Origin of the sequence: Paenibacillus plantiphilus (assembly GCF_927798095.1) — a bacterium.
GTDB lineage: Bacteria > Bacillota > Bacilli > Paenibacillales > Paenibacillaceae > Paenibacillus_Z > Paenibacillus_Z plantiphilus.
In genome coordinates this window covers 79895-103237 of sequence record NZ_CAKMMF010000009.1, presented here as the reverse complement: position 1 = coordinate 103237, position 23343 = coordinate 79895, and the positions used below count along the sequence as shown (strand labels likewise).

The 23343-nt window shown below is 48.8% G+C and carries 25 protein-coding genes; 4 read left to right on the top strand and 21 right to left on the bottom strand.

Annotated elements, in window-relative coordinates; all coding sequences use genetic code 11:
• Positions 1–6 precede the first annotated feature (6 nt).
• The 19 genes from opp4C to L6H65_RS09925 all read right to left on the bottom strand — a co-directional run bounded on the left by opp4C (position 7) and on the right by L6H65_RS09925 (position 17212).
• On the bottom strand, positions 7–927 hold the full coding sequence (gene opp4C / locus L6H65_RS10010) for an oligopeptide ABC transporter permease (RefSeq protein WP_236341029.1): 921 nt from the start codon (positions 925–927) through the stop codon (positions 7–9).
• A gap of 111 nt (positions 928–1038) precedes the next feature.
• A complete protein-coding gene (locus L6H65_RS10005) occupies positions 1039–1989 on the bottom strand; it encodes an ABC transporter permease (protein ID WP_236341027.1) in 951 nt (316 codons plus the stop codon).
• A gap of 29 nt (positions 1990–2018) precedes the next feature.
• Positions 2019–3074 (bottom strand): ABC transporter ATP-binding protein, encoded by a 1056-nt coding sequence (locus tag L6H65_RS10000; RefSeq protein WP_236341024.1) that lies wholly within the window; start codon positions 3072–3074, stop codon positions 2019–2021.
• Positions 3071–4084, bottom strand: coding sequence for an ABC transporter ATP-binding protein (locus L6H65_RS09995; RefSeq protein ID WP_236341017.1), 1014 nt, complete (start codon positions 4082–4084; stop codon positions 3071–3073). Before L6H65_RS09995 ends, L6H65_RS10000 begins: the two co-directional genes overlap by 4 nt.
• Before the next feature lie 379 nt (positions 4085–4463).
• On the bottom strand, positions 4464–5792 hold the full coding sequence (locus L6H65_RS09990; RefSeq protein WP_236341015.1) for an LLM class flavin-dependent oxidoreductase: 1329 nt from the start codon (positions 5790–5792) through the stop codon (positions 4464–4466).
• 1062 nt (positions 5793–6854) lie between these two features.
• Positions 6855–7397 carry a GNAT family N-acetyltransferase gene (locus L6H65_RS09985; RefSeq protein ID WP_236341006.1) on the bottom strand — a complete coding sequence of 181 codons (543 nt, stop codon included), beginning with the start codon at positions 7395–7397 and terminating at the stop codon, positions 6855–6857.
• A 76-nt stretch (positions 7398–7473) separates the two neighbouring features.
• The gene (locus L6H65_RS09980; protein WP_236341004.1) at positions 7474–7968 is read right to left on the bottom strand and encodes a DinB family protein; all 495 of its coding nucleotides are present in this window, start codon (positions 7966–7968) and stop codon (positions 7474–7476) included.
• A gap of 16 nt (positions 7969–7984) precedes the next feature.
• Positions 7985–9151, bottom strand: a complete 1167-nt coding sequence (locus L6H65_RS09975) for an amidohydrolase (protein WP_236341002.1) — start codon at positions 9149–9151, stop codon at positions 7985–7987.
• Between the two features lie 99 nt (positions 9152–9250).
• Positions 9251–10255 carry an LLM class flavin-dependent oxidoreductase gene (locus L6H65_RS09970; protein ID WP_236341000.1) on the bottom strand — a complete coding sequence of 335 codons (1005 nt, stop codon included), beginning with the start codon at positions 10253–10255 and terminating at the stop codon, positions 9251–9253.
• A gap of 19 nt (positions 10256–10274) precedes the next feature.
• On the bottom strand, positions 10275–11027 hold the full coding sequence (locus L6H65_RS09965) for an amino acid ABC transporter ATP-binding protein (protein ID WP_236340998.1): 753 nt from the start codon (positions 11025–11027) through the stop codon (positions 10275–10277).
• Positions 11024–11734 (bottom strand): amino acid ABC transporter permease, encoded by a 711-nt coding sequence (locus tag L6H65_RS09960; protein WP_236340978.1) that lies wholly within the window; start codon positions 11732–11734, stop codon positions 11024–11026. The genes L6H65_RS09965 and L6H65_RS09960 overlap by 4 nt, the downstream gene beginning before the upstream one ends.
• Entirely contained in the window at positions 11731–12519 is a 789-nt protein-coding gene (locus L6H65_RS09955) for an amino acid ABC transporter permease (RefSeq protein ID WP_236340976.1), read from the bottom strand. Before L6H65_RS09955 ends, L6H65_RS09960 begins: the two co-directional genes overlap by 4 nt.
• A 57-nt stretch (positions 12520–12576) precedes the next feature.
• Positions 12577–13377, bottom strand: coding sequence for a transporter substrate-binding domain-containing protein (locus L6H65_RS09950; RefSeq protein WP_236340974.1), 801 nt, complete (start codon positions 13375–13377; stop codon positions 12577–12579).
• A gap of 187 nt (positions 13378–13564) precedes the next feature.
• Positions 13565–14446, bottom strand: a complete 882-nt coding sequence (locus L6H65_RS09945; protein WP_236340972.1) for a LysR family transcriptional regulator — start codon at positions 14444–14446, stop codon at positions 13565–13567.
• 252 nt (positions 14447–14698) lie between these two features.
• Positions 14699–15220 carry a GNAT family N-acetyltransferase gene (locus L6H65_RS09940; protein WP_236340963.1) on the bottom strand — a complete coding sequence of 174 codons (522 nt, stop codon included), beginning with the start codon at positions 15218–15220 and terminating at the stop codon, positions 14699–14701.
• 30 nt (positions 15221–15250) lie between these two features.
• A complete protein-coding gene (locus tag L6H65_RS09935; RefSeq protein WP_236340961.1) occupies positions 15251–15712 on the bottom strand; it encodes a GNAT family N-acetyltransferase in 462 nt (153 codons plus the stop codon).
• Positions 15713–15729: 17 nt separating this feature from the next.
• Entirely contained in the window at positions 15730–15858 is a 129-nt protein-coding gene (locus L6H65_RS26565; RefSeq protein ID WP_290370364.1) for a hypothetical protein, read from the bottom strand.
• Positions 15859–15940: 82 nt separating this feature from the next.
• Complete coding sequence (locus L6H65_RS09930) at positions 15941–16153, bottom strand: DUF3006 domain-containing protein (RefSeq protein ID WP_236340958.1); 213 nt, start codon at positions 16151–16153, stop codon at positions 15941–15943.
• Positions 16154–16168: 15 nt separating this feature from the next.
• Entirely contained in the window at positions 16169–17212 is a 1044-nt protein-coding gene (locus L6H65_RS09925; protein WP_236340956.1) for an MBL fold metallo-hydrolase, read from the bottom strand.
• A 232-nt stretch (positions 17213–17444) separates the two neighbouring features.
• Between L6H65_RS09925 and L6H65_RS09920 the strand changes: the two genes are divergently transcribed.
• The gene (locus tag L6H65_RS09920; RefSeq protein WP_236340949.1) at positions 17445–18260 is read left to right on the top strand and encodes a DUF2935 domain-containing protein; all 816 of its coding nucleotides are present in this window, start codon (positions 17445–17447) and stop codon (positions 18258–18260) included.
• Positions 18261–18331: 71 nt separating this feature from the next.
• Here the strand turns inward: L6H65_RS09920 and L6H65_RS09915 are convergent, their stop codons facing one another.
• Together L6H65_RS09915 and L6H65_RS09910 are read right to left on the bottom strand one after the other, a co-directional pair.
• A complete protein-coding gene (locus L6H65_RS09915; RefSeq protein WP_236341299.1) occupies positions 18332–18598 on the bottom strand; it encodes a DUF4132 domain-containing protein in 267 nt (88 codons plus the stop codon).
• A gap of 53 nt (positions 18599–18651) precedes the next feature.
• Positions 18652–19173: a hypothetical protein gene (locus tag L6H65_RS09910; protein WP_236340947.1), complete on the bottom strand. Its 522-nt coding sequence runs from the start codon at positions 19171–19173 to the stop codon at positions 18652–18654.
• Positions 19174–19557: 384 nt separating this feature from the next.
• Here L6H65_RS09910 and L6H65_RS09905 point away from each other — a divergent pair, with 384 nt between their 5' ends.
• Genes L6H65_RS09905 through L6H65_RS09895 form a run of 3 tightly spaced genes read left to right on the top strand, consistent with a single transcriptional unit; the run spans position 19558 to position 23257 of the window.
• Entirely contained in the window at positions 19558–20652 is a 1095-nt protein-coding gene (locus L6H65_RS09905; protein ID WP_236340945.1) for an endospore germination permease, read from the top strand.
• On the top strand, positions 20649–22121 hold the full coding sequence (locus L6H65_RS09900; protein ID WP_236340943.1) for a spore germination protein: 1473 nt from the start codon (positions 20649–20651) through the stop codon (positions 22119–22121). Before L6H65_RS09905 ends, L6H65_RS09900 begins: the two co-directional genes overlap by 4 nt.
• Positions 22118–23257: a Ger(x)C family spore germination protein gene (locus tag L6H65_RS09895; protein WP_236340941.1), complete on the top strand. Its 1140-nt coding sequence runs from the start codon at positions 22118–22120 to the stop codon at positions 23255–23257. Before L6H65_RS09900 ends, L6H65_RS09895 begins: the two co-directional genes overlap by 4 nt.
• The last annotated feature ends 86 nt before the right edge of the window (positions 23258–23343 follow it).

Genomic DNA, 23343 nt, shown 5'->3' with positions numbered 1-23343 from the left:
TGCAGGCTAACGCCTCGCATCAAGCGCATCGCGAAGCCCGTCGCCTACAAAGTTAAACGCTAGAACGGCAATGAGAATAATGAAGCCCGCTGGCAGCCACAGCCACTGCTGATCCGTCAGCACCGTTAACGACTGTGCGTCATGCAGCATATTGCCAAGGCTCGCCTGGGGGGATTTGACCCCCATTCCAAGAAAGCTGAGACCGGCTTCGCTAAGGATCGTACTGGCAACGCCAAACGTTGCATTCACAATGATCGGACTCATGACATTGGGCAGAATATGCCGGAACAAAATGCGCGGGGTGCTGTACCCCAGTGCTATCCCTGCCCGGACATAATCCATTCCTTTAATCGATAGAACACTTCCCCGAACGAGCATAGCAATCGTGGGCCATTTGAACAGGGCAAGGACGATCATAATGGTCGACATATTGGCGCCAAGTATGCTGACAATGACCAGCACGACCATCATGTAGGGAAAGCTTAGAAAGATATCGGTGATGCGCATGAGCAGCATATCGAGCCACCTGCCATAGTAGCCGGCAAGCATGCCGATGAGCGTGCCGAACGTGACATACAAGGCCACCGTAGAAAATCCTATGATCAAGGATACCCTCGTTCCATAGATCAAGCGGCTTAGCACATCTCGCCCTACCTGATCGGTCCCGAGCCAGTGCCCGAGCGATGGAGGGGCTGCGAATACATCGGTAACATCATTCGGAGGATGCGGTGCCAGCCACGGCGCCAAGAGCCCGACAATAAGCAGCAGCAGCGTTGTTGCAAGTCCCCACACCGCCAGCTTGTGCGCGAAGAATCTGCGCGTTACTTGCCGGACATAGCTCTCTATCGGGCTTGTCGGCTGCTCGATCTCTATTGCCCCCTCTGGTGAAAGGGCCTCTTGCCTCCATGTCAGTTTCGTAGTGGACATGCTCTCGCCCTCCTGTCACCTGTATGTAGTCAGTTTCGTAGCGGACATGCTCTCGCCCTCCTGTCAGCTGTATGTAGTCAGTTTCGTAGCGGACATGCTCTCGCCCTCCTGTCAGCTGTATGTAATACGTGGATCGACCGTCGCATAGAGGATGTCCGTGACCAAATTCATCGAGAGCACGATGCAGGCGGCTATGAGGTTTAACCCCATTAACGTTGGATAATCCCGCGACAGAATCGCCTCCATCGTTAATTGACCGATGCCAGGCCATTGGAAGACCTGCTCCATAATGATGCTGCCGCCGAGCAGCAGCGGTATTTCCGCACCGACCACGGTAATAATCGGGATAAGCGCATTGCGAAGCGCATGCTTATTCGTCACCATGAATTCGCTCAGTCCCTTCGCCCTCGCCGTGCGCAAATAATCCTGCTGAAGCACATCCAGCATGCTTGCGCGAACATAGCGCACCTTTTTCCCAGCGATGGTAACGCCTAGCACTGTGACAGGAAGAATCATATGCAGGATGATGTCGCCGATCCCCCCCGTTCCTCCTAGCGTCGTCATCCCGCCTGTCGGCAGCCATCCCAGCTCGATGCCCATCACATAAATCAACCCAAGTCCCAGAAAGAACGGAGGAATTGACGTGCCGAGAAAGGAAAGTGCTGTCATCATATAGTCCAGCCTTGAATTCTGATGGACTGCGCTAATGATACCTGCCGGAATGGCAATTAGGATCCCTAACAGCAGCGATGCGGACGCCAGCAGCAAGGTGGGACCGATCCGCTCGCCGATGAGCTGTGATACCGGGGCGAAGCTGCTGAAGGAATAACCGAGCTCTCCTTGAAGGAATCCGCCGAGCCACTTCAAATACTGAACATGCAGCGGATCATTCAGACCAAGCAGCTCCTTCTTCAGCTCCAGCATTTCTTTGGGCGTATTCGGGTTGATCAGCATATCCACCGGATTGCCAGGCGCCATGTTCATGATGAGAAAGCTCAGCAGCGTAATCCCGAAAAAGACAGGAATGGCGATCAGCAGCCTGCGAACGATATAGCGGCCCATTAGAATTCTCTCCCTTCCCCGCCTTCGCGTTATGCAAGCGGATAGTGACATGCAACAGCATGGCGGCCTGCTGTCATTCGTGGCTCTTCCTTCCGGCATCTCTCTTGCGCGTAAGGACATCGGGTATGAAACCGACAGCCTGCCGGCGGATCGGCCGGACTTGGCATATCGCCGTGAATGATCATTTTTTTGTGCATACGGAGCGTCGGATCAGGCTGAGGATGCGCGTTCAACAGCAGCCTTGTATAAGGGTGCTTGGGATTGCGGAATAATTCCTCTGTTTGAGCGAGCTCCACAATTTGGCCTAGATACATGACAGCGATTGTTGTACTTATCTGTTTCACTGCGCCAATGCCATGCGAGATGAACAAATACGTCAGCTTCAGCTCATCCTGCAAATCCTGCAGCAGATTAAGAATCTGTGCTTGAATCGAGACGTCGAGCGCAGATACGGGCTCATCGCAGACGATCAGCTTCGGCCGGAACAGAATCGCCCTGGCAATGCCGATGCGCTGGCGCTGTCCCCCGGAAAATTCATGCGGATATCGGCTGCCGGACGAGCGAGGCAGACCTACCAGATTCAGCAAGGAATCGACCTCTCGCTGTACTTCGCTGCGCCTTGCCAGCTTGTGAACGATTAACGGCTCGGCAAGTGTATCGTAAATCCGGATTTTTGGATTTAACGAGGCATAGGGGTCTTGGAAGATCATTTGCATGCGTGTCCGTACAGGCTTTAACTGTCGTTGTGAATAACGCGTTATATCCTCGTTGTCAAAAATAATGCGCCCCGATTCTGGATTCTCAAGCCGCATGATCGAACGTCCAATGGTCGACTTGCCGCAGCCGGATTCACCAACCAGACCGACGGTCTCCCCTTCATACATCGTGAGGCTGACATCGTCTACAGCCTTGATGCGGCCCGATCCATTCGAGAATACGCCGCTGCGTATCGGGTAGTACGTCTTCAATCGTTCGACTTGCAAGAGCGGCTGCTTGTTTTGCCTTGTTTCAAGCGACTGCTTGCCGTGCCTTGTTTCTAGCGGCTGTTTGCCGTGCCTTGTTTCTAGCGACTCCAGCTTTGTCATGCTGTAGCCTCGACTGCTGCATAATCAACGCGCTCCTGTTCCGCGCTGGCGGCAATCCAGCATCGCACGCGATGCCCCTCTCCTGCGGACATTAGCTGGGGCTGCTCCTGTTCGCAGCGTTCTGAAGCTGCTGGGCAGCGAGGGTGAAATCGGCATCCTGCCGGCATTTGCTGCAGCGAAGGAACCGCGCCAGGGATAGCCGGCAATCGCGCCCTGTTGTGTTCATCAAGGCGCGGGATCGACTTCAGTAGCGCTTGTGTATAGGGATGCTGCGGAGCTCGAAACAGCGTATATACATCCGTTGCTTCAACCACTTGTCCCGCGTACATGACGATCACTTGATCCGCCATTTCTGCCACAACGCCCAGGTCATGCGTGACTAGCAGGATGGCCGCACCGCTCTCTGCTTGCAGTTGCTTCATCAGCTCCAGAATTTGCGCTTGAATCGTGACATCAAGAGCCGTCGTCGGCTCATCGGCGATGAGCAGTTTAGGCTGGCATACGAGCGCCATCGCAATCATAACCCGTTGACGCATACCGCCTGACAGCGCATGCGGGTATTCCTTACTAATCGCTTCGGGTCTGGGAATGCCAACCTTCCCCAACATTTCCACCGCCAGCGCCTTCGCCTCCTTGCGCGGTAGCTTCAGATGAAGTCGAACGGATTCTTCAATCTGCTCCCCGATCGGGATTACAGGATTCAACGATGACATCGGCTCCTGGAATATCATCGCTATATCGCTGCCGCGAAGCCTGCGAAGCTGATCCTTGGAGCTATCGGTTAATGTCTCACCGTTGAACCTTATATCCCCCTGCTTAACAGAACCATGCGCCCCAAGCAACCCCATAATCGATAGGGAAGTCACGCTTTTCCCACAGCCAGATTCACCAACAATCGCTATGGTCTCGCCTGCTCCCAGCTCAAAGCTTACTTCATCAACGGAAATGAGTTCCCCCTGATCAGTTCGGAAAGCTACCTGTAATCGTTCAACTTCCAACAGCTGTCCCATTCGCACTCACCTGCTTTCACTAGGATATTGACTACGGTTGACGTATCGAGGGACAAGCCGCTGCGGGTTTGGAGAGTTCTTCCGAACTCCAACCCTTCCGCTGTGTTCGCACGTAAAGTGAAAAACTGTAAACCACCACTGATTTTAAAATAGAGCAACTAACAATTCATATAATTCCTATAAAATTAGTGAGTATTGATTACATTCAGCATACATGAACCTGAAAAGTTTGAATAATAGAATAAATCTATTCATGAATAGAATATTTCTCAAACCGCCTATTTCTTCTATAAAATCTTTCAGATGCAGCAATGGCCGCTGATCATATACCATCCGATTCATCAGATATATAATCAGCGGCCATCAGGGCAGCGCTTGTTCAGCTATTCAGTTCAACCGCAGTGTAGCGGTTTGCTGGAATTGACAATCCCAAATTGCCGCGAAGCGTTTTCGCCTCGTAATCCGTTCGGTAGATGCCCCGTTCCTGCAAAATCGGTACAACCAATTCGACAAAATCCTTCAGGGCGCTCGGAACAGGGGCGTGAATAATGAAGCCATCGGCAGCCCCCTCCTCATGCCACTGCTGGATTAGACCGGCGACTTTCTCAGGATTGCCGACGAACTGGCTGCGCGGTGCGGCGGAATCCAGCGCGACCTGACGCAGGGTGAGATTGTTCTCCTTCGCGGTTTTTTTAATTTTATCCGTGTTGCCCCGGAAGCTGTTGCTTCCGAGCTCGCCCAGATCGGGAAACGGCTCATCGAGCGGATATTGGGAGAAATCGTGATGATCGAAGAACCGGCCGAGATATTGCAGCGCAATGTCGATACTGATCAGGCCTGCGAGCTGTTCATACTTCGCATCGGCTTCTTCCTGAGTACGGCCGATAATCGGGCTGATACCCGGCAGGATAACGATGTCGTCGCGCGAGCGGCCAGCGGCTGCTGTGCGATCTTTCACATCCTTATAGAACAGCTTCGCTTCCTCAATGTTGTCGGCTCCCGAGAAGACCGCATCCGCGCTTTTTGCTGCAAGATTCCTGCCGCTTTCGGATGAACCCGCTTGAAAAATAACGGGATGTCCCTGCTTCGAACGTGCGAGATTAAGCGGACCTTCTACCGAAAAATATTTGCCCTTGTGATTCAAGCGATGCAGCTTGGTTGGATCGAAAAAAACGCCAGTTTCCTTGTTGCGAATGAAGGCATCGTCCTCCCAAGAGTCCCATAGGCCGCGAACAACCTCCAGATGCTCTTCTGCGATTTTATAGCGCTCGTCATGTGACGGGTGCTCGGTTTTGCCGTAATTTTTGGCTGATCCTTCTAGTGGTGAGGTAACAACGTTCCAGCCTGACCGGCCTCCGCTGATATGGTCTATAGAACCGAATTGCCTGGCTACAGTGAAAGGCTCGCTATAGGAGCTGGACAATGTGCCGACGAGACCGATATGCGAGGTTGCAGCCGCAAGCGCCGACAGAATCGTAATCGGCTCGAATCGGTTCAGGAAGTGCGGGATCGATTTCTCGTTGATGTACAAGCCATCGGCAATAAAGACGAGGTCGAATTTACCAGCTTCCGCCGTCAAAGCCTGCTCCTTATAAAAAGCAAAATTCACACTCGCATCGACAGGAACCTCCGGATGACGCCATGCCGTAACGTTCCCTCCCACTCCGTGAATCAACGCGCCAAATTTCAATTGTTTGCGGTTACTCATGTCTTTTTCCTCCTAAAAGTTTTGCGGAGCAAAACTAGCCTCGAAAGCGTAAGCTACAAGTTTCGCGGAGCAAACTAGCTTCGAAAGCATAAATTACAATTTTTGCGAAGCAAAACTAGCTTCGAAAGCATAAGCTTAAAGTGTTGCGGAGCAAACTAGCTTCGAAAGCATAAATTACAATTTTTGCGAAGCAAAACTAGCTTCGAAAGCGTAAGCTTAAAGTGTTGCGGAGCAAACTAGCTTCGAAAGCATAAATTACAATTTTTGCGAAGCAAAACTTAATTCCAGGCTTTGGTCTGTTGAAACAGTCCATTCGATGTGGACATTCTCAGTGGATGTGCTGCATTAGCCTTTACCTGTATCTCCAAACTTTAAAATATACAGTAAACAAATCTGAGAGCTAGCGTATCGATCGTCCCTTTCCGTGTTTTACCACGGATTTCCCGGATTTGTGGGCTCACAGTGACAGGTGTAGTAGATTCGATGTAACTCCGTCATCTGTAAGAGGATTTTTCAGTGTTACAGCGCCTCTCGCTCTGCTTTTCCACGCTGTAAAGCGGAATTTCCCGCTTACAGCGATTGCCGAAGCGAATTTCATGCCGCTCCCTCATCTGTAAGAGGATTTTTCAGTGTTACAGCGCCTCTCGCCCTGCTTTTCCATGCTGTAAAGCGGAATTTCCCGCTTACAGCGGTTGCCGAAGCGAATTCCATGCCGCTCCGTCATCTGTAAGAGGATTTTTCAGTGTTACAGCGCCCCTCGCTCCGCTTTTCCAAGCTGTAAAGCGGAATTTCCCGCTTACAGCGATTGCCGAAGCGAATTCCATGCTGCTCCGTCAGCTTTTCAAGCTAGATAAACGAACTTAGAGAACGGACAAGGGAGTGGAGAAGAGAGCGGACAAGGGAGCGGATAAGGAGACAGAGAAAAAATCTGTAGAGCGTCAGCGTTCGCTCGCCTTTGTTCCCGGATTTCAACTCTTTTCATTAGGAAATCCGGGAACAACAGCGATCGGAGGATCATTCTGCCCCCGCAGCGGCTTCTGTTCCTATCTCTCGCCCGTTCTCTCAACGGACTGAGGCTTGCAAAAGTGTCGTATCTTTCAAATGTATACGGTAGCTCCTCACCACTGTATCGCCCTTAATCAAATCCTTATCGATCGCCCGCTCAAAGCCAAGCCGTTCGTAAAGCCTGATTGCAGAATCCATGTAGTCGGTCGTATGCAGATGCAGTGTATCCGCTCCCCAGAGCAGCGACCTATTGACGCTGGCACGGATTAATTCCGTTGCGACTCCGAGTCCTCTAGCATCAATTGCTACGGCAAGCAGACGCATGATCGGAGTATTAATGTTTAATTCCGGGAGCCCATATGCCGCCTCGGACGAAGCGTACAGAAACACGCTGCCGACTATTTTTCCATCCAGCTCGGCAACGATCCGGGCTTTCACCCCTGTATTGCTAACCGAATTCAGAATATCTACTTTGTATTGCTCCCAGCGCTCTGTCGGAAGCACAACCTCGTATTGGCTGTAAGCATTAACAAGTACGGCTTTAATCGCTTCACGGTCCGTATCCGCCGCATCGCGGGTGACGATTGCTCTAGCCGACATGATTTGCACCTGCTTCCCGTGTAAGGTTCATTTATAGTGCGCAGCTCGAATGATGTGACCTGCTATCCCTGCTTAATCATAGTGCGCAGCTCGAATGATGCGACCCGCTCTCTCCCTGCTTGATTCTCGCTATTTGCGCCAGATGGGTTTGGACATGGGCGATGAAAGCATGAATAATGGCTGATAGTGACACGATATCACCCTTCCAATTGACCCCTGTCTTCTCCCAATCGTCCGGCGACAAGCGCTGGAAGAGCAGACTGTTGTAGTGAAGCAGTGCCCCGAATACATTCAGGATGTCTGCAGCGTCCTCTTCGTTCGCTCTCTGACCGTTCACCCATGGGTCCTGATTGAAGGCCGGAAGACGTGCTTCGGAGCGGGATAAAATCTCTCTAATACGGAACGAAACGACTATATTGTGATCTGCAAGATGGGCCAGCACCTCCGTCACGCTCCATTGATTGGGTGCTGCCTTCCATTTCAGCGCTTCGTCCGTCAATCCTTCGACTGCTTGCGCCAGCTGTTCATACGTGTGCAGATACTGTTCAATATTGACTGGCAATTGACTCATTTATTATCCTCCACCTTTACTTTCGGTTGGACTCCTCTGTCAATCCGTTCAGAGCATCTATAGCGAGAGCGGCGAAGAACGTAGCGCCTATCGGCAGTGCCCGCTCATCGACATCGAATGCGGGATGATGCCATTCCCTCGGCCCGGAAGTGCCCAGGAAGACAAATATTCCGGGAATTTCCTGCAAATAGAAAGCGAAATCCTCCCCCGCAGGCGATGGCACTGCTTCTACGACCGTTAACCCAATGTCTTCAGCCGTCCTTCGAGCTTGCAAAGCCCATTTTGCATCGTTGATGACCGGATGTGGTCCTTCGATCCACCTCACTACTGCCTTCGAGTCGAAGGCGTCCGCCACTCCGACGACGATTTTCTCGAATCTATCGCGCACTTTGGACCGCACGCCTTTGTCGAACGTGCGCAATGTTCCGTCAAACACGGCTTTATCAGGAATGACATTCCAGGCCGTGCCGCTATTCAATCTGGTTACACTGACAACGGCGCTGTCTAATGCGCTTATGTTGCGGCTGACAATCGACTGCAAAGCCGTTACGATATGAGCAGAAATTACGATTGGATCAAGACCAGCCTCTGGAACGGCGGCGTGGCTGCCGCGTCCTTCCACCTCGACGGCGAAACCGTCGGCAGCGGCCATGATAGGCCCAGCTTTAATGCCAATGGTCCCTACCGGCAAATCCGGTTTATTGTGCATGCCGAATATGGCTTGAACGCCCTCCAGCGCACCGCTTGCGATGACCTGCAGAGCACCTTGCGCCTTTTCCTCGGCGGGCTGGAACAAGAATCTGACCGTTCCCTGCAGCTCCTGCTCCCTTTCCTTCAATAAAATAGCCGTGCCCACAATAGCTGCCGTATGAAAATCATGGCCGCAGGCATGCATTCTGCCCGGAATGCGGGAAGAGAAAGGCAAGCCCGTTTCTTCCTGTATCGGGAGTGCATCGATATCCGCGCGAATGGCAATAATCGGGCCGTCATGGAATCCGCCAACCTCTGCGATTACACCGGTGCGAAGCGAGTAATCCACAATCCGAATGCCAGCGTCAGAAAGCCATTCTCGAATAGCAGCCGATGTTTCATATTCCTCATGGGACAGCTCTGGATTCTCGTGCAGATACCGCCGGATGGCGAGCAATTGTTGTTCAAATGCTTCTTCTTGAAGTGGACGCATCGTATAAGTCCCTCCCTTCTGTACGCGGGTAATTCTGTGGTTGACTGCCAGCACGTATCGCCCCATCGCGCGCTGGGAGCTGCGCGCGGTGCAGACGTCTTATACGGTCAGCTCCTCGAAAGCTTCCTTAATGAGAGTAAAGGAACGCGCCCTTTTATCGAAATCGCTGATAACCGTTGTGAAAATAAACTCATCGACTCCATAACGATCTCTAAACTCCAATATCCGCTTACGAGCGGTTTCCTTCGTCCCCTTCGTGATGTCGGCGTCGCGCACCTCGGTGGTATAAGACTCCCCGGCCTGTCTGGCGAATTCCTCGGCTTGCTTTACTGATCCGACATTCACGATTTTGCCGCTCTCCAGCGTAACTCGGACGCTCTTGAGATCACCGGCCAGCTCCACCGCCTCCTGCTCCGTATCCGCTGCGATGAACGATAAGGCCAGAATGGTCTTGGGCTCAGTTCCCCGTTCTCCATTGAACCTGCTTCGATACGTCTCGAAAGCTTGAAGCGCCGCTTCAGGATCGTTATTAATGAATAAAGCGAACACATATGGGAGACCTCGCTCAGCTGCCAGCTCCGCGCTTGATACGCTCGTGCCGAGCAAATAGATGTCGGCCGGATGCTCGGGCAGCGGACTCGCCTTCAGTCCGGCGAGCTGATGCCCCTCGCCTGCTGGACCAAGCAGGAACGCCTCCACCTCTGTAAGCTTCTCATCAAGCTTGCCCTGCTCCCCGGGCTGCAGCGCTCTCGTTGAACGCGGTAATCCGCCCGGTGCGCGGCCGATGCCCAGATCGACTCGTCCGGGAGCCAATGAAGCAAGCACATTGAAATTTTCGGCTACTTTGAATGGACTGTAGTGCTGCAGCATAACGCCGCCAGAGCCAATCCGAATATTATCCGTGCGAGCAAGCAGATAAGCGATGAGAACCTCTGGCGATGAGCCTGCATATTGGTCGGAGTCGTGATGCTCTGATACCCAGAATCGCTCATAGCCGAGCGATTCCGCGAGCTGTGCAAGCTTGACCGTGTTGGCTAGCGCTTCTGCAGGAGTCTGTCCAGGGAATGCGATGCTTTGATCCAAAATTCCGAATTTCAATGCCATGTGTATACGCTCCTAACGATTAGATGGAATAAACGCCATCCGGGGTAAACCGCTTCAAAAACTGCTTCGTTCTCTCTTCTTTAGGCGAGCCAAAAAGCTCATTGGGCGTACCCCTCTCCACAATGACGCCATCATCAATGAAAATCACATGTCCCGCCACTTCCTGGGCGAAGCCCATCTCATGCGTGACGATAATCATTGTGATGCCTTCCTTGGCGATTTTGCGGATGACGGACAGCACCTCTCCGACAAGCTCAGGATCGAGTGATGAGGTCGGCTCGTCGAACAAAATAACTTTCGGGTTCAGCGCAAGCGCCCGTGCGATGCCGACCCGCTGCTGCTGCCCGCCGGACAGCTGGCTCGGATAAGAGTCGAGCTTGCTGCCGAGACCTACCTTCTCCAGCAGCTCAATGCTTCGTACACGCGCTTGCTCCTTCGGAACCTTTTGAACAATAACGAGACCTTCCATCACATTTTCCAGCGCTGTTTTATGACGGAAGAGATTGTACTGCTGAAACACCATCGCTGATTTCTTGCGCAGCTCATGAATGTCCGATTTGCTTGGGCGTCTGCAATTAAGGGTGAACTCATCAATCGTGATTTCTCCCTCGCTTGGCCGCTCCAAATAGTTCATGCAGCGAAGCAGTGTCGTTTTGCCGGAGCCGCTCGGTCCCAGAATAGCAACGACCTGCCCTTTCTCGACAGTCAGGTCAATCCCTTTCAACACTTGATGGCGTCCAAAAGATTTCTTGATTTGCGTCAGCTTGATCATGTCACGCCACCTCGGTTATAAATGTTGATTCGCTTCTCCACCATCGCTGTGAGCCGTTCGATCAGAATGGTTAATCCCCAGTAGATGATTGCTGCCGCGATAAAAGCTTCGAAAAATTTCCAATTGGCGGATGCGATGATTTGCGATTTGGCATTAATGTCGACGACAGATACGGTGAACACAAGCGTAGATCCGTGCAGCATGCTGATCGTGCTATTCGACAAACTAGGCAATAGAATCGCAAAGGCTTGAGGAAACACGATTCTCCCCAGCGCTTGCCGGGTCGTCATGCCAATGGAATAAGCGGCCTCGATTTGTCCCTTGTTGACCGCTTGCAAGCCTGACCGAACTACCTCTGACAAATACGCACCGGCCGTAATCGAGAACGAAATATACGCGAATCCGATCATCGGAATGTTCACAGATCGAAATGACCACCCGAACTGATCGGACAAGGCGTCAATAATTACCGGAAGCCCGAAATAGATGAGCAGCAAATGAGTCAGCATTGGCGTACCGCGAATAAAGGTCACATAAGCGGCGGCGATGTGATGAAGAAGGGGCACCTTATACAGCCTGATCAACGCGACAACCGTCCCGATTGCCAGACCGCACAGCATGGATACCGCTGTAATCGCCAGCGTAGTCGGAATGGCGGACAATAACTCAATCAGCGATGACCAGATGAACGGCAGATCAATATTCATAACCTGGCCTCCTTGCCCGGCAATTCCGTAACCGGTCCGAGTTTGCGGAAGAAGCTTCTTCTGCCTCGCCGCGGCTCCCTCTTGGATGCGATTGCATCCGCTTCATGACGGTACAGCCGTCTTTCGAAATGAATGAACAGCTTCTGGAGCGCAAGGCTGATCAATAAATAGAGAATGGCCAGCGCGAGATAAATTTCCACAAATCGTTGTGACAGGGCTCCGATCGTTCGCGCCGTTCCTGACATCTCCATAATGCCCAGCGAGAATGCAAGCGAGGTGTCCTTCAAATTGCCAATGACCAGATTGGCGAACACAGGTATGGAAATAGCCGTCGCTTGAGGCAGTACAATGCGGCTGAACGCCTGGAATCCGCTCATTCCCATCGCATAGGCGGCCTCTACTTGCCCCCGATCCACCGCCGCAACCGCGCCGCGAATCATTTCGGAGATATAAGCACCGCTATGCAGTGCATACGCCAGAATGACAAAGTACAGAGCCGGAATTCTGGAAATATCGATCCCGATCACTTTGAACAGCTCCGGCATTCCGTAGTAGAAGAGAAACAGCTGAATGAGAATCGGAGTCCCTCTGAAAAAAGAAACATAAATCCCCGCGAGCCGCTGTAGAATTGGAATGCGATAGAGCCGGGGAAGCGCGACAAGAAGCCCGACGACAACCCCGATCACAATCGAACTGAACACGATAAGAAGCGTAATCTTCAACGATGGCAGCAGCTTTACGAAGTATTCGAATACATAGGAGATTTCAAATTGATGTTGACCCATCTACCGGTCTCACCTCTCTGGCAGGATAACGACTGTCTCATACCGCCCGCCTGCTGCTTATTTCGAAAAGTCTTGACCGAGCCAATCCGTGCTGAGCTTGGCGAGCGTGCCGTCCGCTTTAAGCTCCTTAATCGTCGCATCGACCGCATCTGCAAGCTTCTGCGACTCCGCATCATCCTTGCGGAATACATACAGGATATTTCCTTCGTTAAGCGCATCGCCTACCGTCTTGAGCTTGCCCTGCGGATCTTTGATCGGGAGAAGAAAGTCGGCCCCAAGCGTTGCGTACACACGACCCGAAGAAACTTGAAGCACCTCATCGTTAGCGTCGTTTTGCTGGTACACGATTTCAATGCTGTCATTGTTCTCTTTGTTATAGTTTTCGAGAATTTGAGCCTGGGCGCTGGTCGGACCTATCAGTACTTTCTTTCCTTTCAAATCGTCCAGCGTTTTGATCGGGTCATTGTTGTCTGACGCTACGAAAATTTTGTTTCTCCAGTAAGCGTAAGGCTCTTTGTTAAACGTAAACTTCTGCTCTCGTTCCGGGTTTTTCTCGAATAGATGAGCGGCAAGATCGATTTTCTTCGTCTCCAGACTAAGAAGAATGTTGGAGAAGTCCATCGTTTGAAACTCAAACTCATACTCGGTCAGCCGCTTGTCAATCTCCTTGATGACCTCAACGTCATAGCCGGTCAGCTTCCCGTCCCCATCGAGAAAAGCGACTTGCTCGAAATCGTTGCCTGTGCCAACAATGACCTTTTTGACCCCTTCCGATGTGCTTGCCGGAGTGTTCGATCCGCAACCCGATGCGATAATTCCAAGGGTAAGTACAAATGCGATTACGGTAGTTTTTTTCAAGATGATTTCCTCCATTTTTTCTGTTTTTTAAATACTCATAATTCCTACTGGATAAGTAAGGATTAAGGTTGAGATAACTTTAGCATTCGACTCTCCATGGGTCAATGCATTCCATAATAAATATATTCTATACGTAAATCCAAAACTTTGATGTGAAGGTTTTGTCTGCAAGGGAAGGCGCAGCCTTCTAGTGGGCGTGTAGTATTTTCCCCAAATCAATGATAGCTTCAATAAACGAATGATGCTTGCCATGGCAGGAGACAATGTTAGTTTGCAGGGAAATGCCATCGGTCTCCGGAAGCCGAATCGGAACTAGTCTGCCATCGCGCGTTTCTTCCTTCACGCTCAGACTGGGAAGAAAACTAATGCCAGCCTTCTGAAGCACCAGCTTCTTGGCCGTTTCCGAGTTGTCGGTAAGGAACTGAATATTGGGCGGTCGATCCAGACTGCCGAATATACGATGGACTCGAAGCCAGTCAAGCGCACCGCATTCAAAGAATACGAGTGGCTGTGCCGCAATGTCCTCGATCGACAGATTGTCTTCGGTAAGAAACGGATGACCTTCATACACATAGAGACAAATCGGGTCCTCGTAAAATTTGATCGATTGAAGGTTGGGATGGTTTACATTGCGGACAAAACCGATATCTACCTCCTTGTTGACGACCTTGCCAATAATGTCATCTGTAGTTCCCGTTAAGAGCTTATAGTGAATATTCGGGAATTTTTGCTTCAATCGCGGAATCAATTCCGGAATCGTGTAATTAGATACAGAAGCGGTACAGCCGATTCGAAGCTCTTCGGGCAGAGATTTATTTTGCGTAATATGCAGCTTCCCCTTCTGATAGGTCATCAGGATTTGCTGTGCATAGGGCAGGAACCGCTTGCCTTCTTCCGTGATCTGTATCCCTTTGCCCAGACGGTCAAACAGCTTGCAATTCAGCTCTCGTTCCAGCGATTGAATTCGGGCGGTGACGGAAGGCTGCGACAAATATAAAACTTCTGCGGCTTTATTGAAGCTTCCGTAATGATTGATATAGACGAACGCCTCGATATTTTCTAGATTCATAGTAACCCTCCCCTTATTGTGATATAAAAAAAGAGACCTCCGATTGAAAGCACTAATCAGGAAGTCTCCGGTGATCCGGTCGATATGCTGGCTGTAAGCTTGAAAACACGTTTTAAACAAGTGAAAACCTTATAATTCCCATGTATTTACTAAAGTATATGATTATGTTACCATCCGTATGCAATCTGTCAATGTATTTATTCATATTTTTCGTAAAAATATGATTTCAAACTTAACGGCTAAGCACGTCATTTACCCAAAAAACACACCTGGATATCGTAATTCGCCCTTAATCGTCATTAATTTATCTTCTTCCAATTCACATACCATGAATACATCATCTGGCACTTCAAATTGAATGAGTTCTAAGCCATATTGTCGAGCTGGTTTGAATCCAAATTTAGTATAGTATGCTGGATGCCCGATTAGCAGAACAATAGAGTAACCAAGCTGCTTGCATCTGTTTATACCTTCATGAATCAATTGTTTTCCAACGCCTTGTTGTTGACAATCAGGTCTGACAGCAATGGGCGCTAGAACAATAACCTCATGGGACTTCTCCCCTTCTATGATTTCTGCCTTGCTCAGCAACAAGTGTCCCACGATCTCTCCCCGTTCCTCAGCAACAATGGAGAGCCGCGGAATAAACTGTTCTGTTGCTCTTATCCGTTCAACTAATTTCGCTTCATCTTCTCGATTGCCAAAAGCAACAAAATTGACATTGTAAACTTCAGCATAATCATTAGTCGTTTCAGTACGAATGATGATACTCATTAAGCACCCCTATCTTTAAAAAACGATCGTTCATACACTTAAATCTCTACGATAAATTTTTGTATACTCTCCATTCACCGTAGGGGCAAGCTCTTTGTAAGTCCATCCTAACCGCTCATAATACCCATTATGGTCCGTAAACAAATACAGCTCCGTGTATCCTAATTTTTTCACTTCTTCAACTGCATGAGCTTGTAATTTCCTGCCGATCCCCAAATTCCGTTTATCTTCGATGACATATAAGCTTGCCATCCATGGATATAAATCCTGTCTGCATTTCAGATCATTCATCCATAACGATACTGTTCCGACAGGTTCCTCTCCTGCAAGAGCAACAAAAGTCATCGGAATTCGATTGCTTTGAGCATTATGAATGGTAGCGTATCTTATATATGCAATAGGCTTGTCACTCGCCCATTCTTGCCAAAGCCATTGACTGACTAAATCAAGAAATTCCATGCGATCTGCAAGGTTTACGATCTCGACATTCATAATCATCATTCCCCCTTTCATGGGTCTGCAGGAATTACTCTTGTTCTAGACTCGCGGGAATAAAAATATTTAGTAATTGGTTCAAATTCTGAAATCATTTCTTTATCTTTCAATAATGATAAACTTCCTGAAGTAAACTCACTCATCGTTATTTCCCCCCTTTTTTAAAAAGAAGGCCACAAAGCCCCTGCAAGACTTTGCAACCCTCGATGCTCACATATTTAACGTCTAATCCTCCCACACATTATCCATCAGCTTTTTGACTTTCCCAGCCCTGTTCTCGGTTTCAGCTTCATCGGTTACCCACTTGCCTTCAATGAAGGCAACACAGTCCCCTGCCTGGGCGCAATCGCTCACAGAAGATCTGGCATAATCCCGCGCAACGCCATCGATCTCGATAACGACGATATCTCCTTCGAACCTATCGATAATTCCTTTCATCCTCACTCTCTCCTCCTACTCGCATGCTACTCCATCCCTGTCTCCATCGAGCTTGGTGCTGTAGCCAGGATCACCCTTATGCAAAGGAGCTTTTCCCGCCGCTCTTACTTCCCTGCAATTTTTGTAAACCACCGTATCTTCCTGCTGCTCGGGAGCAGCAGATGGTTCAGGCGTTGCTGGCAAGGTTGAGAACTGCTTAGGAGAATTCTTCTTCTCATCCTTATTAACCACGTCCTGCTTACTATGGGTTACAGTAATGTCTGTTCCATTAGAAGTAAAGACGATATCACCCTGCTCGTCATTTCGATATACTTGTATCCCATTATCATTTAGCCGTTCTAGAACCGCAGCTTTAGGATGCCCATAGTTATTCTCTTGTCCTACCTGAATCACCGCATAGGAGGGCTGCACTGCTTCCACAAAAGCATCTGTTGTCGATGAATTTGAACCATGATGACCGACCATTAACACATCAGACTTTAGAGCTGCATTCGAATTAATCATCTCTTGCTCTGAACCTGATTCCGCATCTCCTGTCAGTAGGAAGGATGTTGCTCCATACGTGATGTGAATGACAGCACTCATTTCGTTGGTATCGTCATTCTCTGCAACAGGCGCAACCATGGCTACTTTTACATCAGATTCCCAATCTAATAGCAAGCCTGCCTTTGCTGTCGCAACCTTCAGCCCTTTACGTTGGATCGACAATAAAACATCCTCGAACGTCCTCGTATTTGACTGAACTTTAGGCATATAAATTTTGCCGATCTCGAAGTTATCGATTACAGCATCCAAACCGCCGACATGATCTGCATCTGGATGCGTCCCGACGAGAATATCGATTCTGCTAATCCCCTGCCCCTTCAGGTAATCGACGACTACAGATTCTTGATCATTATTACCCGCATCGATCAGCATCGTATGCCCAGACGGTCCTATAATAAGCTGAGAGGCACCTTGTCCAACGTCGAGAAAATGAACCTTCAAATATTCATTCACCCCAGCGCTATTCAGCTCGGACTGATTGTCCGGATTAGCCGTGTTACATCCTACAAGCAAGACTGTGACTGCTGACAGGAATAATAGGATACGCGCAAAACATTTGTTCGTTTTCATATATCGTTTCAATGCTCCTTATGATTGTTCTAGGCTGTCTATACTGTTTCGACGTTCCTTCCGCCAATCCCTTTCCCCAATGAATGTGCGAGCTGCAACATAATCGTCTCCTTGACATATGACCAAGCCAGACATTCATACCTTATAGATAGGAGCTTTCGAAGGAGGAATAATCGTGTCGGATGGGTTTGTTATACGTTCTTTGGAGGAAATAAGATTCTGGTCGCGGATCATGAAGGAACATTCTTTATTCTTAAGATTGGGGTTCCGTTGTGAAGATACCGCATTAATTAATGAGGCGAATCAATTTTACTCCCTATTCGAAAATATTGAAAGCAGAGCCAACGCATTTACGGCAGGAACAGATCCTAACGTAATTAGAAGATTTAACGAAGAAGTGCATGCCGCAGCAGCCCATATATGGGTATTCAAGCGCAAAGTGCTCGGATTGATCCTCACGTGCAAACTTCCTGGGGCCAACAACTTCCCCCTATTAGTTGATCATGTGAGCAGAGAAGCGAATTACTTCAGAAATCGGTTGGCCGAATTAAATTTAGGGAGACTGGAGCCGCTGCCTGATGCCATAATTGACGAGAATGTATTTTTCCTAAGAATAATGGCTGATCACGCCAAATTTATTAGCCATCTGCTGGACCCTTCAGAGAGGAAGCTGGTCGAACAGGCGAATGAATTCAGCCGCGACTTTGACCAATTATTATATCAAGCTAAAGATTTGGATTCTATGCGTCCACAATCGCAAACAGTTCCTCTCCTTGATCAATTTCTTGATCAGAACAAAGTATCGGTTAAATCACTTCGTGACTTCAAAAAGACGGCACGCGATCTAATAGAAGCCTGCCGAATAAAAAGCATAATTCATCCGCTGCTGGCTGATCATGTGTTCCGCGAGGCTGAGCATTTCCTGGTCATCATCAATATGTTTGAAAACAGTCTGACAGCCGCTTCACCCCAAATGAAGATGCCTCACTAGTGCACTCAATCACAGCCAGCTTCAAGCCCAGTAAGGGAACTGCATTCATTCAGTTTAGAAGCCGTTCCCTCCTATTCATCATCTACAATTTCCGTGAATGAAGCCGTTATTTGCTCAAGCTCGTACATGGCTTCGCTGAACAGTAGTTTCTTGTAGTAGCAGAAGTACATGCCTCCATCGACGACATCGCCTCTGGACCATGCGTGCTTGTTCATTTTCCCTTTCAAGGACAAGCCATTCATGACTCTACCTTGATAACGGGCAATAATCGGCAGAATGAATTCGACATCTGTTATCACATATAGAGCACGGGATAGCTGAGCTATCGGCTGGACGATCTCATTATGCTTCAGTTGCTGCTGCCACCTGCTCGATGTTCGTCTCGTAACTTTTAAGGGTTGTCACCGATCCCGATTACAACTGAGAAAACTCCCTGATCGTCGTGCTTCAAAATAACGATGAAAGTGCCGGGCTTGGGTACTTCAAGACCGAGGTCAGTGTCTTCTTCGTAAAACCCTTTCATTCGCTCAGCAATCAGCTTACTTTCGTACTGAACGACATCACGGTTTTCGTCAGCCGCATATTCTTTCACTTTGACAGCATCGGTAGGAATGACCAATGATGCTTCATCCAACGCCTCTTTGGCGCTCCGTCTAGGCTTTTCCGTAGCTTCGAATTGCAGCATGATGTTATAAGCAGCATTCAGCTTTGTTTTTTCGTCGAGGACATATGTGGCTAGAAGTGAATTGTTCTGATAGGAGCTAAATGTCGAATCTTCTTCATTCTCATTGCTTCCACGAACTTTCTCGATGGCCTCTTTCGTATCTCCAAGCCCTCCCGCTTTGGTAATGAGTGGTGTCGAAGGAGCGGCCTCTACTGCGGACAGTTCATTACTGCTGATAACTTCTGGCATTTTGTTGGTATCCGCAGCATTCGGAGTTTCTGCAGGAGCATTCAAAACAGCCTTATTATTGTTAGTGTTGCTTGTGTTTTCTTTTGCTGTATAAGCACCTTTGAACCCCCAATTATTTTTATGATTGACTATTATTTTCTTTTATTATAAGTATCAACATTTCGTTTAGGCAAGAAAATACGAAATGCTGTCCATTCGCAACCTGACTGCTTACATTCATATCGCATGATGCACGTCCTCGCTAGTTCTTCACTCAAGATTACTATGGTCCCTGTGAATTTCATCCTTGATTCCCCTACAATGCCGAACACACTGATTTGCGATCATAATTTTCCTGAGTTGCGGCATATTAACAGAAACCATAACTTCGAGGGGTCATCCATTATGAAAGAGTCAGGCAGTAAACAAATATCCTTTATCCATATTGCAATTATTATGATGCTGTCGAATGGTCTGGTAAGCCATGTCATTATCAATCCTTTGATTATTGGCTCCTCCGCGCGAGACGCTTGGCTGGTTCCTCTATTTACATTCTTCGTGATTATACCGTGGTGCTGGCTCCTTGTTGTTCTAATGAGAAGAACGAGGCAAGCAAAGCTTCAAACATGGCTGACAGAGCGAATTGGACCAGCCTTTACCTGGCTGCTCCTCATCCCCTTCTATTTGCACATCTATGTGATTGGTGCCAATACAACGCTTCAGACTGGCTCTTGGGCGGTGGCTAATTACTTGCCAGATGCGCCAAAGGCGCTGTTTATTGCTCTACTGCTGCTGATCAGCGGCTATATCGCCATGTTTGGCATCCGCACGATCGCGATCTGTTCAGGCGTGCTTCTCCCTTTCGTTATCATTCTCGGTTACTTTGTGATGACGACCAATATGCCGAACAAGGACTTTCAGCTTCTTCTGCCGATTATGGAATACGGATGGAAGCCGGTACTGCAGGGGATGCTCTACTCATGCGGCTGCTTTATGGAGCTCGCCTTTCTGATCCCTTTGCAGCATTACCTGAAGAGCAGGGTCAAGCTATGGCAGCTGCTCATTCTGCTGCTCATATTTATACATATCATGCTTGGTCCGCTGCTTGGCGCTATAACCGAATTCGGTCCAACCGAGGCAGTCAAGCAAATGCTCCCTCCCTTTGAACAATGGCGTCTCGTACATGTTGGCAGCTATTTGGAGCATGTTGATTTTTTTGCCTTATATCAGTGGATGTCTGGTGCGACAGTTCGTATTGGGCTTTCCCTCTTTATGCTGGCAGATCTTATCCCCCTTCATAAAAAAACGGCAAGAAATTGGACTGTAACGGGCATCGGAGTCAGCTATCTTCTTCTTGCGTTATTGCCAATCGGCCGAAATATATTGTATGAATGGCAAAAATATTTCTATCAGGCTACTATCCCCATTATTGCAGGCGTCGTCATCGTCTGGATAGGCATCACTTTATTTAACAAACCAGAGAAGGAGCGGTTAGCGTGACACATCATACTGTATCTCCCCACTGGTCAGAACAGGAATTAAAGCGCCAGTTTGCACATTCGCATGATGTGAAGATCCTCCAGCATTATTTTAGCGAGACACCTGACTCTGCATTGATTCTCATTTACAGCGAGGGGACTTGCGGCAGGGATGCGATCGGCAAAACAGTGATGCCGGCCTTGGAGCAATTATATGCTCGTGCAGGACAATTTCAGGTTTTTAACAATACTTTGTTATCCAGCTTGCCTCTTACTGCATGGGAGGGGGAATGGACAAAGGAAGCAATAGCAGAACATATTTTTGAAGGCATGCTAGTGCTGGTCTTCCCGGTCATCCACTCGGTGTTTTTAATGGACATAGCCAAGATGCCACAACGATCTCCAGAGGAATCAAGCACCGAAATTTCAATCAAAGGTCCTAAGGATGGTTTTGTGGAAAATATCACGACCAATATCGCGCTCATCCGCAAACGGATTCGCAGCGAAACGCTTTGCTGTGAAATCGTCACTCTGGGCACGCGTACCAAAACAAAAATTAGCTTGATGTATATATCGGATATTCTGTCCCCTTCCTTACTGAAAACAATTCGCCACCGCCTTGACCGTATTAAGGTTGATGGCATTTATAGCATCGGACAAGTCGAGGAGTTAATTTCGGACCGCAGGCATGTCTTATTGCCTCTGACTGATTTCACTGGCAGGCCGGACTATACGGTCAACGCTTTGCTGAATGGCCGCTTTGTCCTCATCATCGATGGCAGTCCCATGGTGCTGATAGGCCCTGCTACATTCGGACTGCAAATTAAATCGCCAGAGGATCTGCAATTTCAATTCCAGTATGTATCTTTCGCCCGATCAATCCGATTGATTTGTCTGCTAATTACCCTTTTGCTGCCAGGGCTATGGGTATCGCTTGTCGCTTTCAACCAGGATCAACTGCCCTTTCGGCTGTTGGCAACGATAACCGTTGCGCGGCTGGGGCTTCCATTTCCCGCACAATTAGAGCTGCTAATTATGTTGATTCTGCTGGAAATCTTTCGCGAAGCAGGCAGCCGACTTCCCAATGCGATCGGTCAAACTTTAACAGTCGTTGGCGGGCTGATTATCGGCGATGCTTCTATCCGTGCCGGGTTGGTTTCACCATCGTCCGTCGTTGTTGGCGCCTTAACGTCAGTGAGCGCCGTGACGCTTGTCAATCAAAATTTAAGTGTAGCTGTAAGTCTCATTCGATTCGGCCTCTTTCTCTTCGCCAGCTTTTTCGGCATTTATGGGCTGTTTGTCGGCGCTATCCTGCTAGTGGGCTATATGGCAACGTTGCGCTCTTTCGGCGTGCCGTACTTAATACCGCTGTCTCCTATACAGTTCAGCTCATTTCCTTCCTTGTTTCGGTTGCCTTGGTCCAAGCTTCGACGGCGTCCGAAATACCTGAACACGATAGACTCTGATCATCAAGAGGATGATGCCACATGAAAACTTCCTTGTTGAAGCTGATTGTTCCACTCATTCTTATGCTTGGCCTGACGGGCTGCTGGAACTCTTCAGATATTCAGAACATGGCTTATGCGACCACGATTGGCATGGATTACGACAAAGGCAAATACATCGCTTATGTACAGGTGCTGAATTTCTCCAATATTGCCAAAGTCGAAAGCTTAGAGATTGGAAAGCCCTTAGCCTCCTGGATCGGCAAAGGTGAAGGCAGAACGGTAAGCGAAGCATTGGAAAGCACGATGAGATCGTCACAGCTTCGCATTTTCTGGGGCCATGTCAAAACGGTCATCGTTACCGAGAACGTGATGAAGAATGGAATCGATTACATATATGAGGCATTTAACCGTTACAGAGAGGTGCGTTATACAGTAACGTTTTACGGTACACGTGAAGATATTCCCACCCTTCTTGCCCAGAAATCACTGCTTAATTTCTCGCCGCTCGATTCGCTGCTGGCAATTCCAAAGCAAGGCTATAGGCTTAATGCTGTCATCCCAGCGATCCAAGGTTTCCAATTTATAGCCTATACGAATGAACCAGGGAATTCGACGCTCCTGCCCTCGCTTAGTCTTGATCGCTCCGTATGGAAGGAAGACACGCAACAAAAATCGATGTTCGTTATTGATGGCGCATTCGCGTTCAATGAAGATCGCTATGTTGCCCGACTCTCGCGGCAGGAATTAACTGGCATTCGATGGATAGTGGGCAAGAAGAAGGTTTCTTCCATCCATGTGCCTAATAATGCTCATCCATGGGCTTCGCTTCTGCTAAAGCGAAAGGAAATTGCGATTACACCGCTAATTCAGTCGGGGACTGTTCGTTATCGCATCAGACTGAAATTGGCCGCCGAAATTATTGAGCTTCGCAAAGACAAGCATATTAAAGAGGTGCGAAACGAAGCGGAACAAGCCATCAGGAACGAAATAATGGAGACTTATCGCAATGGAATTTCCAAGAAATGTGATGTCTACCGGCTGAGTCAGGTATTGTATCAACAGCATCCTAAATTGTGGAGGCGAGAATATGCGGACAAGTCATTCCCCCTTCATGAGCAATCATTGGATGTTGAAGTTAATGTCGATATACGGAGCTCTGGCAAATATAAAATGAAATGAGGGATACGAAAGTTCGTGGTTCGTGCGATGTGCGGAGCAATATGATGTGATAGCAGCTCTAGTTTGCAACGGTTATGTATGCTAAA